Consider the following 13,765-nt stretch of genomic DNA (forward strand, 5'->3'; position numbering starts at 1 on the left):
ATCAACGAATGAATGCTGCGCTCGTTCGGATAGGCCGCTCGGGTGTGGTTCCAGCCTTCGACCATCACTTGCTGTTCTGCCTGGGCCAGCATTGGCAGTTGACCGACCAGTGCATCAGCGTTTTCAGTTAGCGCCTCAAGCAGGTTGCTGAAGTAGCCCGCCAAACGGTCAATGGTGTCGTCGCTCCACAACGTACGGTCATGGCTGTACTGCATCGACAGGGTCGCGCCCAGTTCCACCACCAGGGTCAGCGGGTAGTTGGTCTGCTCCTGTACGGCCACCTCGCCAAAGCGCAGGCCACCGGGCGCGCCTTGTTGCAGCGCCTCGGACACCGGGTAGTTCTCGAACACCAGGATGCTGTCGAACAGCGCGTCACCGCCCTGCCCCGCCCAGCGCTGCACGTCGTACAGCGGGGTGTGCTCGAATTCGCGCACAGCCAGGTTGCCAGCCTGCACCTGGCCGATCCACTCGGCTACAGTCTGCTCGGCACGCGGTGCACCGATGACCGGCAGGGTATTGATGAACAGGCCAATCTGCTCTTCCACCCCCGGCAGGTCTGCCGGGCGGCCGGCGACCGTGGCGCCGAAGCACACGCTGGCCTGGCCGGTGCAGCGCTGCAACAGCAGCAGCCAGGCCGATTGCACCAAGGTGTTGACCGTGACCCGGTTGGCCCGGGCGAAGGCTTCGATGCGCGCGGTCTGCTCGCGGTCGAAGGCCAGGCGACGGTCGCCGTAGCCGCTGCCGCCAGCACCTGCGCTGCCGGCGATGGCCTGAGCCAAACGGGTCGGCTCATCGAGGGAAGCCAGCTGGGCCTTCCAGAAGGCTTCTGCCACGGCGGCGTCCTGGCCTTGCAGCCAGGCAATGTAGTCTCGGTAGTGCGTGGCCTGCGCCTGTGGCGCCACGCCGGCATAGCGTTGCAGCACTTCACCCAGCAGGCGCGAAGTGCTCCAGCCGTCCATGAGGATATGGTGGTTGGTGTAGATCAGCTGGTGGCTGTCATCGCCCGTGCGCACCAGCACCAGGCGCAGCAGTGGCGCTGCGGCCAGGTCAAAGCCGCGCTGACGCTCGCCTTCGGCCAACGCCTGCAAGGCCTGCTCCAGCGCCGGTTGGCCCCGCCAGTCGTGCTCGGTGAAGGGCAGCTCGACGGCCTTGCGCACCACCTGCACCGCATGGTCCAGCTCGCCCTGCATGAGAAAACCGGTACGCAGGATATCGTGGGCATCGAAAGTGGCCTGCCAGGCCTGCTTGAAGCGCTGCACATCCAGCGCCTGCACGTCCACGCGCAGCTGGTTGATGTAGTTGCCGGCCTGCTGGTCGTACAGGGTGTGGAACAGCATGCCCTGCTGCATGGGCGACAGCGGGTACACATCGGCGATCTGCCCGGCGGCCAGCGGCAGGCTGTCCAGTTGCGCCTGGGTCAGCGCGGCCAGCGGGAAATCAGATGGCGTCACACCTTGGTGTTGGGTATTGCAGCAATGCTCGACCAGTTCTGTCAGGGCCTGCCCGTAGGCTTGGGCCAAGCGCTCGATGGTGGCCGGGTGGTGGACGTCGGCGCTATAGGTCCACTCCAGGAACAGTTCGCCGCCGTATACCTGGCCTGTGATGCTCAGCCAGTTACCCAGCTGCGCACCGGCACATTGGGTGCGACCTGCCGCTTCACCGCTTGGGGTGAACAGTGCGCTGCCTTCGCTATCAAAGCTGGCGTCGAACTGGCCCAGGTAATTGAAGGTGACACGGGGCTGGGCGGCGCTCGCCAGTTGCTCACGCACCTCGGGGGCGCCAAGGTAGCGCAGCAGGCCATAGCCGATGCCTTTGTCCGGTACTGCGCGCAACTGCTCCTTCACCCGTTTGATCGATTGGCCAAGGTCATGGCCAGGGGCAAGGCGCATCGGGAACAGGCTGGTGAACCAGCCCACGGTGCGGCTGAGGTCGAGGTCGTCGAACAGGTCTTCGCGACCGTGCCCTTCCAGCTGCACCAGTACGTTGTCCTGGGCACTCCACTGGCACAGCGTGCGCGCCAGTGCAGTCAGCAGCAGGTCGTTGATCTGCGTGCGGTAGGCGGCAGGGGCCTGCTTCAGCAGCTTGGCGGTACGCTCGGCGTCCAGTCGCGTGGCGGCGGTGCGGGCATGGGTGTTGTCCAGGCTGCCCTGTGGGTTGTCCCGCGGAAGTTCGGCGTTGTCGCCGGCCAGCACCTGCTGCCAGTAGCCTTGCTGTGCGTGCAAGGCCGGGCTACTGGCGTGAGCGGCAAGGCGCTCCGCCCAGGTATTCACCGGGCTGGTCTTGGCGGGCAGGCTCAAGGCCTGGCCGTTCAGCAATTGCTGATAGGCCTCCTGCAGGTCTTCCAGGAGGACGCGCCACGACACACCGTCCACCACCAGGTGATGAACCACCAGCAGCAGGCGCTGCTGGCCATCGGCGAAGTCGAACAGTTCGGCACGCAGCAACGGCCCGTGCTCCAGGTTCAGGCTGGCCTGCACGTCATTGCCGGCAGCGTCCATGTCGTCCAGCGAGGCCAACGTGTGCTGGCGTAGCAGCGGCGCAGTGTCCAGGGGCTGGAAGCGTGCTTGCCACTGGTCGCTACCTTGGGTAAAGCGCAGGCGCAGGGCATCGTGGTGTTTAACCACCGCGCGCAGGGCTGCTTCCAGTTGCGACACCTGTACCGGGTCGGCCGGTTCGAGCAATACGGACTGGTTCCAGTGCGCAGGCTGGGCAATAGCCATCTCGAAGAAGCGCACCTGGGCGGGCAGCAATACCGCCTCGCCACTGATACCGGGGTCCACGGGTGCCGATGCGGTGGCAGGTTGCTTGGCCTCGATGCGCTTGGCCACCTGGGCCAGTTGGGCGATGGTCTGTTGCTCGAACAGTTGCTTGGGGGTGATCTTGATACCCTGGCGCTTGGCGCGGGCGATGATCTGCAGGCTGAGGATGGAATCGCCGCCCAGCTCGAAGAAGTTGTCGCTGCTACCCACCTGCTCCAGCTTCAGTACATCGGCCCAAACGGCGGCCAGTTTCTCTTCTATCTCCCCTTCTGGCGCCACATAACCACGGCTCACCGCGCCAGGCACTGGCAACGCTCGCTTGTCCAGTTTGCCGTTGACGGTCAGCGGCAGGCGCTCCAGCAACAGCATCTGTGCCGGCACCATATAGTCCGGCAGGCGTGCTTGCAGTTGCGCCTGCAACTGCTGCACGGTCACACCACCTTCGGCCACGGCGTAGGCCACCAGTTGCAAGCGCTCGGCGTCGCCCTCCAGCGGCAACGCCAGCACCACCGCATCGTTGACGCCCGGCAGGCCAGCCAACACTCGGCCAACTTCGCCCGGCTCCACACGGTAACCGCGGATTTTAACTTGGTCATCGGCACGGCCAATGAACTCGACCAGGCCATCGGCCGTCAGCCGTGCACGGTCACCCGTGCGATACAGGCGCAAACCGTTCTCGGCCGGCACGAAGCGCTCGGCGGTCAGCGCGGGCTGGCCCAGGTAGCCCTGGGCAACGCCCTGCCCGCCCAGGTACAGCTCACCGGGCACCTGTGCCGCCAGTGGGTTGAGGTAGCCATCCAACACCTGGGCGCAGGCATTGCCCAGCGGGCGACCGACCGGCACCGTACGGCAGCCTGGCACAGGCGGGCCGGGTTCAAAGGTAAGCACACCGACCGTGGTTTCGGTCGGGCCGTAGTGGTTGATTACCCGGCAGCCTGGGCGCAGTTCGCGGACCTTTTCCAGCAAGCTCCAGCTGCATGCCTCGCCCCCCAGGATCAGCGCTTCGGCGGGCAGTACATCAGCACCGCGGGCTGCTTGCAGCAAACCTTGCAAGTGGCTCGGAACAAGCTTCAACACGCCAACCTGATGCTGCGTCATGTAGCTGGCGAAGCCATCCGGGTCGAATGCCAGCTCTTGTGGCAACAGATGCAGCAAGCGGCCGGAAGCCAGAGCGCCGAACAGCACGGTATGGCCCAGGTCGGCTGCGGGAGTGGACACCATTGCCATGCTGGCCGAGCCCGGCAGTTGCAGGCGCTCCAGCACGGCCTGGGTGTAGCTGGCCAGCGCGCCGTGGCTGACCACCACGCCTTTCGGCTGGCCGGTCGAACCGGAGGTGTAGATCAGGTAAGCCGGCTGCTCAGGCGCGATGGCCACCTCGACCGGGCTGTCGCTGCAGGTTGCCCAGGCGGTGTGCTCGCAGGCAATCACCTGTACACCTTGCAGGTCGGTGAAACGGTCATCACCGGGTTCGTGCAACAGCACTGAAGCACCACTGTCAGCAATCAGTTGTTGCAGGCGCTCCTGCGGTTGCTGGCCGTCCAGCGGCAGGTAAGCCGCACCGCTCTTGAGCACCGCGAGCAAGGCGCTGACCCACTCGATGGAACGCGGCAAGCACAAGGCTACGATGCTGCCAGCACCCACACCGCGCTGGTGCAGGAAGCTGGCCAGGCGATTGGACGCTGCCTCCAGCCCGGCCTGGGTCATGAACCGCTCACCGGCTCGCACGCCGCCGTGGGCCTGGCCTTGGGCTATGGCCTGGCGCCACAACGCAAGAATGTCACCCTGCGGATAAGACTGCACAGCAGCCGGCAGCGCAGCCACAAGCTCTGGGCAGTCGACGATTACCTGCTGCGGGTCGCGGGTCAGCGCACCCAGCACATGGCGCAATGAGCCAGCCATACGCTCGATGGTGGCCTGCTCGAACAGGTCAGTTGCGTAGGTGAAGTAGCCTTCAATGCCTTCGGCCTTGTCGGAAAAATCGAACGCCAGGTCAAAGCGCGCGTCGCCACCGTCACGGGCAAAACCCTCCACCTCCAGCGTACCCAGCCGCTTGCGTTCGGTGTCGCTGGCGGCCACGTGCTGGTTGATCTTGAACTGGAACAGCGGGTTGTGGGCCAGGTTGCGCTCCGGCAGCAAGGCATCCACCAGGTGCTCGAACGGCAGTTCCTGGTGCGACTGTGCGCCGCCGATCACGTCCTTGACCTGCTCCAGCAGCGCGGCAAAGGTGGCGCGCTCGTCCACCTGCACGCGCAGCACCTGGGTGTTGATGAAGAAGCCGATCAGGCCTTCCAGCTCCTTGCGGTTGCGCCCGGCGTTCGGCGCGCCGATGCGGATATCGGCCTGGCCGCTGTAACGCGACAGCACCACCGCCATGGCCGCCAGCACCAGCACGAACAACGTATGGCCACCCTTGCGCGCCTGGTTGCGCAGGGCTTCGGCCTGTTCGCCGGCAATGTCCACGCGCACCACCGCGCCGCGCTGGCTTGGCGTGGCCGGGCGCTCGAAGTCCAGTGGCAGGCTAAGCACCGGCTGCTCATCGCCCAGCTGTGTCTGCCAATATTCCAGCTGTCGCTGTGCTTCGCCGGCTTCCAGCCAGGCACGCTGCCAGATGGCGTAGTCGGCGTACTGGATCGGCAAGGCCGGCAACTGCGCCTGACGGCCTTCGGCCAGGGCGGTATACAGCTGGATGAACTCCTGCACCAGTACATCGCTCGACCAACCGTCAGAGATGATGTGGTGCATACTCAGCGCCAACACATGCTCCTCTTGCGCCACGCGCAGCAGGGTCACCCGCAGCAGCGGCCCTGTCAGCAGATCGAACGGCTGCTTGAGGGCTGCGTCCACGGCAACGCTCAACGAGGCTTCATCGGGCGGGCCGTCGAGCATCACCCGCTCCAGCGATAGCGGGCAGTGATCGAGAATTTCCTGATGGAACGCCCCCTCATCAGAGGCAAAGCGTGTGCGCAGTGACTCGTGACGCTGCACCAGCGCATCCAGTGCCTGTTGCAGCACCGCCTGGTCCAGCGCACCTTTCAGGCGCACCGCCATCGGCACGTTGTAGGCCGGGCTGGCAGGCTCCAACTGCCAGAGGAACAGCAGGCGCTGCTGGGCATACGACAGCGGGATGCGCGCCAGGCCCTGGCGTGCGGGCACGATGGGCAGCAGGCGGAAGCTCTGGCCGCTGGCCTGCATCTTTTCCAGGATCTGCTGGCGCTGCTCCACGGGGAGGCCGACGAAACGTTGGGCGATACGTTGTGCTGCAGTGAGTTCCATATCAGGCCTCTGTGAATGCGTTCATCATTTGTTCGATATCGCTCAGGCCGTCGTCGGAAAGCGATAGACCTTGCTCGTCCAGTGCCTGGGCGAACGCGCGCAGTTCGGGGTGGCTGAAGATCAGCCGCAGGGGCACGTCGAGCCCCAGCTCCACGTTGATCCGTGACACCGCCTGAGCGGCCAGCAGGGAGTGGCCGCCGAGCTCGAAGAAGTTGTCGTTCAGGCCCACCCGGGCAACGTTCAACAACTGCGCCCAGAGCGTGGCCAGCTGCTGTTGCCGCTCGGTCTGTGGCGCCTCGTAGTCATGCTGCGGCTGGCTTGGGTCGGGCAGCGGCAGCGCCTTGCGGTCGAGCTTGCCGCTGGGGGTCAGGGGCATGCTTGGCAGGGTCACCAGATAAGACGGGATCATGTAGTCCGGCAGGCTGCCCTTGAGGTACTGCTTCAGCGCCAGGCGCAAGTCACCGCTGTGGCCTTCAACTGGCACGGCATAGGCACACAGTTGTTTGCCAGTGGGCAGGTCGATAGCCAGCACGGTGGCCTCGCGCACGTCCGGGTGCGCCCGCAGGGACTGCTCGATTTCGCCTAGCTCGATGCGAAAACCTCGTACTTTCACCTGATGGTCGACCCGGCCGCGATAGGCCAGCTGGCCGTTCTCGTCGTAGTAGCCGAGGTCGCCAGTGCGGTACAGGCGGCCACCGCCAACAGGGTCGAACGGGTCGGGGATGAAGCGCTCGGCAGTGAGCGATGGCCGCTGGTGGTAACCGCGTGCAAGGCAGCCTGCACTGCCGATGAACAGCTCACCGGGCACACCCACCGGGGTTGGCGCCAGGCCATCGTCCAGCGCATGCAGGCTGCGGCCTGGCAAGGCTCGGCCGATAGGCACCCCCCCCAGGCTGATCTGCTGCTCGGTCATCACAGAGCAGTCATAGGTGGTGGCGACCACGGTGGCCTCCGTCGGGCCATAGGTGTTCAGCAGGCGCACGGCTGGCGGCCCATCGGCCAGCCAGGCGCGCAGGGCGTCTTCCGGCACTGCCTCGCCACCCACGTGAATCTGCTTCAGTCGGCCATAGGCTTCGGGGCCGCGACGCTCCAGCGCCAACAGGCGCCAGTAGGCGGCAGGCAGGTCGGCCACGGTTACGCCGTGGCGGTTGATTTCATCCAGCAAGGTGGCTGTATCCCACAGCCGCAGGTCGCGCAGCACCACGCAGGCGCCGCAGGCCAGCGGCGGGAAGAACTGCTCGATGAAGCCATCGAAGCTGAAAGTGGCGAACTGCAACACACGGTCGTGCGGGCTCAACCGCGAATAGTCGCCGGCCACCTGGCAGAACACCGACAAGGCATGGTGGTCGATGGCCACGCCCTTGGGCATACCGGTGGAACCGGAGGTGTAGATGACGTATGCCAGGTTTTGTGGCGTAACCAGGTTCGGTAGCCGCTCGGCTGGCCAGGCTTGCAACCACTCGCTGCCAGGCTCCAGCACCACGCAAGGCAGCTGCTTGGCCAGCTGCAGGCGCTCACGCGAGGCGGCATCGGCCAGCAGCAAGCCGATTTTGCTGTCCTCGACCATGTAGGCCAGTCGATCCTGCGGGTAGTCTGGGTCCAGCGGCACATACGCGCCTCCGGCCTTGTGAATGGCGATCAGCGCCAAGGCCATGCCCAAGCCACGCTCGACGGCAACGCCGACCAGGCAGTCCGGGCCTACGCCCAGTGCCCGCAGGCGATACGCCAGCTGGTTGCTGCTACGGTCCAGCTCGGCATAGGTCATCTGCTGGTCGTCGAAAATCAGCGCCAAGGCGTCTGGCCGCTCACGTGCCTGACGCTCCAGCAACTGGTGCGCGCACAGGCCGCTGCTGGCTGCTGGCGTCGGGTTCCAGCCATGGGTCAGTTGCTGGCGCTCGGTGCTGCCAAGGAAGTCCAGCTCGGCAACGCAACGCTGCGGTTCGGCGCAGATGGCCTCCAGCAGCGCCTGCCAGTGCCCGGCCATGCGCTCGATACGGGCTGCGTCGAACAGGTCGGTCGAGTAGTTGAACGAAGCCGTCACACCATCGGAGCGCTCCAGCGTGTTCAGCGAAATGTCGTACTGCGCGCCCGGCTCCAGCAGGTCCACTTCCTTGACGCTCAGGCCGTGCAGGGCATCGCTGGACACCTGCTCGCCCAAGTCGCGCAGGTGGTTGTACAGCACCTGGAAGAACGGGTTCACGCCCTGGTCCCGGTCGGGGTACAGCGCCTCGGCCACCTCCAGGAACGGCACATCCTTGTTGGCCTGGGCCTGCAAGGTGGTTTCCTTGATCGCAGCCAGCAGCTGCGGGAACGGTTGGCTGCCATCCACGCCAATACGGGCCACCACCACATTGATGAAGAAGCCGATCAGCCCTTCCAGCTCCAGGCGGTTGCGGTTGGTGACCGGTACGCCGATGTTCAGCGTACCCTTGCGGCTGTAGCGCGACAGCACGATGGCGTAAGCCGCCAGGAACACATGGAACAGCGTGGCGTTGGATGCCACCGCCAGTGCCCGCAGGCGCTCGGTCAGGGCCAGCGGCAGGCGCACGTCAAAGCGGCTGCCCTGGTAGCTTTTGACCTGCGGCCGAATGCGATCGGCGGGGAGTTCCAGCACTTCGAAGTCATCTTCAAGGCGGGCCTTCCAATAGTCGATCTGCGCCTGCATCTGCCCTTCGGCAAGCCATTTGCGCTGCCAGGCGGCGAAGTCGGCGTACTGCACCGGTAGCGGCTCGATGGCATGTGTCTGGCCGGTGGCCGCTGCGTTATAGGCAGCAGCGAACTCGCGCACCAGCAGGCTCATCGACCAGCCATCGGAAACGATGTGGTGCAGGGTCAGCGACAACAGGTGCTCCTGCGCATGCACCTTGAACAGGCGGGCACGCAGCAGCGGGCCGCGCTCCAGGTCGAACGGCACGAAGGCTTCGGCTTCCAGCTTGCGCATCTGCGCCGCGTGGTCCTGGCCGCTGAGGTCTTCAAAACCGATGGGCACCGGGGCGGCCGGCAGAATACGCTGCCAAGGCAAGCCTTCGGCCTCGACGAACACCGTGCGCAGCGACTCGTGGCGGGCGACCAAGGCGTCCAGCGCAGCCTGTACCGCCGCACGGTCAAGACTGCCCTGCATGCGCACGGCCATTGGCGTGTTGTAGGCCAGGCTTTCGGGGTTCAGCTTCCAGAACAGCCACTGGCGGTTCTGCGAACGGGACACTGGCAGCCGCTGCTGGCGGTCAAGTATTTCGATCTCCAGGCCTGCACCCTGCTCGCCTTCGGCCACTGCCTGGGCAAAGGCCTGCAAATCGACGGTGTCGAACAGGGTGCGCAGCGCAAGATCCACGCCCAGTTGCTTGCGCACCCGTGATACGGCCTGGGTGGCCAGCAGCGAGTGGCCGCCGAGGGCGAAGAAGTTATCCGTCAGGCCTACCTGCGGTACCTGCAGGACTTCGGCCCAGATTTGTGCCAGCTGCACTTGCAGCGGGGTTTGCGCCGCCTGGTACGCCACCTGGGTAGCGACCGGCTCTGGCAATGCCTTCAGGTCGACCTTGCCGTTGACGGTGACCGGCATGTGCTCCAGCACCATCACATAGGCAGGCACCATGTGCTCGGGCAACAGGCCTTTGAGGGTGGCGCGGATGGTGTCCTGCCAGGCCATGCTGTCGGCCGGCACCTGTGTGGGCACCAGCCATGCGGCCAGTTGCAGTTGCGGGGCCTGGCCATGAACGCGAACCACCGCGTTGGCGACACCGTCCAGCGTACGCAGCTGGTTTTCGATTTCGGCCAGCTCCACGCGGTAGCCACGGATTTTCACCTGGCCATCCATACGCCCGACAAATTGCAGGTCGCTGCCTTGGCGTACCCAGTCACCGCTGCGGTACAGGCGCTGACCGTGGCTGCCGCCTGGGTCGGGGACAAAGCGCTCGGCAGTGAGCGCCGGGCGGTTCAGGTAACCACGGGCCAAACCGGTGCCGCCGATGTACAGCTCGCCCTTGGCCTTGGTTGGCAGCGGCTGCAGGCAGCGGTCGAGTACCACAACCCGGGTATTGCCCAATGGCTTGCCGAGGCTGGCGTGCTCGTCAAGTTCGGCGACCAGCACGCCGACAGTGGTCTCGGTCGGGCCGTAGTGGTTGAACACCTTCAGTGCCGGATCCAGTTGGCGGATCTTGCCCAGCAGGCCCGGGCTGACGGCCTCGCCACCGAGCACCAGGCACTGCGCAGGCAATGCCGAACGGCCGGCCACCAGCATCGCCTCCAGGTGAGACGGCACGATTTTAAGCGCATCTACCTGATGCTCGGCCAGGTAGGCGGCGAAGCCTTCGGCATCCAGCACCTGCTGGCGTGACAGCATGTGCAGGGTGTGGCCACCGCACAGTGCGCCGAACAGCATGGTGTGGCCCAGGTCGGCAGCCGGCGTCGAGACCTGGGCCATGCTGCGGATGCGTTCGACCGGCAGGCGCGCGGCGATGCCATCCACGTAGTTGGCCAGAGCGCCGTGACTGATCGCCACGCCCTTGGGTTGCCCGGTGGTGCCAGAGGTGTAGATCACATAGGCCAGGTTGGCCGGCTCGGGCGCCAGGCGAACGGCACGGACGTTACCCGTCTGCACCCAGTCGATGCGCTGCACGCCATCGGCAAGTTCGGCCTGCCAGCTACCGGGGGCCAGCACCAAGCGCGTGCCGCTGTCGGCCAGCATGTAGTGCAGGCGTTCGGGCGGCTGTTCAGGCTCAAGTGGCAGGTATGCGCCACCGGCCTTGAGCACGCCAAGGATGCTGGCAAGCATGCCAACGCTGCGGTCGGCCAACACGCCGACCAGCGTGTCCGGCCCTACCCCGGCCTGGTTCAAGCGGCCGGCAATAGCTTCGGCACGGGCATCGAGCTCGGCAAAACTGGCTTGCTCGCCCGCGGCCATTACCGCCGTACGTTCGGGGTGACTGCTGGCGGCAGCGGCAAAGCGTTGGAGCACCGGCAAGGTTGCCTCGACCGGCTTCGGCTCACTGTGGGCAACGGCCAGGCCCGGCAATGCCAGCTCACCTACAGCACCACCGGTTTCATCAGCCAGCGCTTGCACCAAGGCCAGCCACTGTATGCCCAAGGCTTCGACGGTAGTGGTGTCGAACACATCCGTTGCGTAGGTAAAAGCCGCGTGCAACTGCCCGGCGCGTTCGTGGGTGTCCAGCGCCAGGTCGAAGCGGGCGGTGTGCTTTTCCAGCGCGATCGGCGCCAGGGTCAGGCCCGAACGGGTTTCGATGGCCTGCACATCAGCCACTTGGGCCTGGTGGTTGAACAGTACGTGGAACAACGGGCTCTCGGTGCTGCGCGGCAGCTCCAGGGCCTCGACCAACTGCTCGAACGGCAGGTCCTGGTGGCTTTGCGCGCCCAAAGCGGTCTCGCGCACGCGCTGCAGCAGCCCAGTGATGTCCAGCAGCGGGTCGATCTCGGTGTGCAGCACTTGGGTATTGATGAAGCAGCCGATCAGGCCCTGGCCTTCGGCACGGTTGCGGTTGGCGATGGGGACGCCGACGCGGATCGTTGCCTGGCCACTGTAGCGCTGTAATAGCAGCTTGAAGGCAGCCAGCAGGATCATGAACAGGGTGACGTTGTGCTTGCGCGCCACACCGCGCAAGCGCTCGGCGACGTCTGTGGCGATGGGGAACTCGTGGCGTGCGCCCCGGTAGCTGGGCCGGCCCTGGCGTGTGCGGTCCAATGGCAGTTCCAGCGGTGAATGGTCATCACCCAGACGGGCTTGCCAGTAAGCCAGCTGGCGCTCCTGTTCTCCGGCTTCCAGCCAGCTGCGCTGCCACAGGGCATAGTCGCGATACTGGATTGGCAGCGGCTCAAGGGTGGCGTCGGTACCCGCCACGGCGGCGTCGTACAGGCGCAGGAACTCGTCGATCAGCACGTTCATCGACCAACCGTCGGCGACGATATGGTGCAGGGTCAGTAGCAACACGTGATCTTGCGGGTCCAGTTGCAGCAGGCGCACACGCAGCAGCGGGCCGCTGGCCAGGTCAAACGGGGTCAGCGCCTCGGCTTCGGCGATGGACTCGACAGCGGCCTGGCGGGCACTTTCATCCAGTTCGGCCAGGGCATCCTGGCGCAGCTGCAACGGGGCAGCGACCGCATCGACCTGCTGGCGTACGTCATCGCCATCGGCGACGAACCGGGTACGCAGGGTTTCGTGACGGGCGATCAGGGCGTCGAAGGCGTGCTGCAGGGCAGCCAGGTCCAGCGTGCCATGCAAGCGCACAGCCATGGGCAGGTTGTACGCCGCGCCCTGCGGGTCGAGCTGCCAGAGGAACCACATGCGCCGCTGGGCGTACGATAGCTGGTCGCGCTCAGCTACTTCCACACCGGGCGCGATCGGCAGCACGGAAAAGTCCATGCCCTCGCCCTGCAGCGCCTTGAGGAACAGGCGGCGCTTGTCGGGGCTGAGTTCGATGAAGCGGCGGGCGAGCTTGAGCGTTTGATCAGCATTCATGTCGAGCGGTGTCCTGGCAGTCGAGCGGTAACTGTCAGACGAAGGCATGGGGGGCTGATTTAGGGGGGCAGCGGAGAACGGGCTTGCCGAGACTCTAAAAGTTGACGCAATCACTGTGGGAGCGGCTTCAGCCGCGAACACCGGCAAAGCCGGTGCCATTCTCCGCGCTGGATTCTTCGCGGGTGAACCCGCTCCCACAGGTCCTGCATCGTTCCTGAGGACAGTGATAACACTGCAGGAACACGGTACCTCAGAGCCCTTCAGCGCAGCAGTTCGGAATACCCCTCGGCCATCGCTACCACCACCTTGCGCTTGCCGGTAAACGGCGACCGCGCATGCGCCGCGAGCATGTTGTCGAGCATCAGCACATCATTCGCCAGCCAAGGGAAACTGATGGTGCAGTCATCCAGCACCCCGCGCACTTCATCGAGTAGCGAATCTTCGATGGTCGTACCGTCGCCGTAGTACACGTTGCGCGGCAGGTCCTCTTCCTCGACGATGTCCATCAGCGACTCACGCACTTCTGGTTGCAGGTTCGACACATGAAAGAGGTGCGCCTGGTTGAACCACACATTGTCCCCGGTCACGGGGTGGCGCCCCACCACCTGGCAACGCTGGCGGGTGCGCAGCTCGCCGTCGTCCTTCCAGATACACTCGATGGCATGCGCCCGGCAGTAGGCCTCGACCTGGCGCGGGTCTTCGGTGTTGAACACTTGCGACCACTCCACGTCCAGGCCGTTACCGTAGTTGCGCACGTACATCAGCCCTTTCTCTTCCAGACGTTGGCGAATGCGCACCGGCATGCGCCGGTACACCTCCCGGCTGTCGGCAATCGGCGTCTCGCCACCGGTCTCGGCGGGGATCACGCTGTAGAACCAGATCTTCATCGGCCATTCCAGGGTGTAGGCCTGCTCGTTGTGCAGCGGGATGCTCTGGTGCGCGGGGTACTCCGTTGAGGTGTAAACGCCCTTTGTCACGTTGCTGCGTGGCGTGGAGCCAAACTCGTAATTGAGCAGCGGGTGCCCGAAAGAGGCGGCAAACTGACGGAAGGCTTCGGCGCCACCTACCTCGAACCCGCGGAACAGGATGCCACCCGCCTGCAGCAGGTGCCGGTCCACCAGCGGCTGCAATTCGGCAAAGGCCTCCAGCAGGTCAACCCCCGGCTCCGGTGCGCGCACCAGCAGCGGCAGGTTGCCGCGCGTGGCGTCCAGGGGTTCGATGGCAAAGCTCAGCAGTTCACTCATGTACGGTCACCTCAAGCCAG

The 13,765-nt window shown here is 65.3% G+C and carries 3 protein-coding genes; all 3 read right to left on the reverse strand.

Annotated elements, in window-relative coordinates; genetic code table 11:
- The coding region (locus SB756_RS24520; RefSeq protein WP_410912266.1) for an amino acid adenylation domain-containing protein at window positions 1-6,032 on the reverse strand (6,032 nt) is incomplete at its 3' end.
- A 1-nt stretch (window position 6,033) separates the two neighbouring features.
- The gene (locus SB756_RS24525; protein WP_410912268.1) at window positions 6,034-12,501 is read right to left on the reverse strand and encodes an amino acid adenylation domain-containing protein; all 6,468 of its coding nucleotides are present in this window, start codon (window positions 12,499-12,501) and stop codon (window positions 6,034-6,036) included.
- 260 nt (window positions 12,502-12,761) lie between these two features.
- Complete coding sequence (locus SB756_RS24530) at window positions 12,762-13,745, reverse strand: TauD/TfdA family dioxygenase (RefSeq protein WP_341796517.1); 984 nt, start codon at window positions 13,743-13,745, stop codon at window positions 12,762-12,764.
- Window positions 13,746-13,765: the final 20 nt, after the last annotated feature.

Source organism: Pseudomonas sp. SIMBA_068 (assembly GCF_046534705.1).
Classification (GTDB): domain Bacteria; phylum Pseudomonadota; class Gammaproteobacteria; order Pseudomonadales; family Pseudomonadaceae; genus Aquipseudomonas; species Aquipseudomonas putida.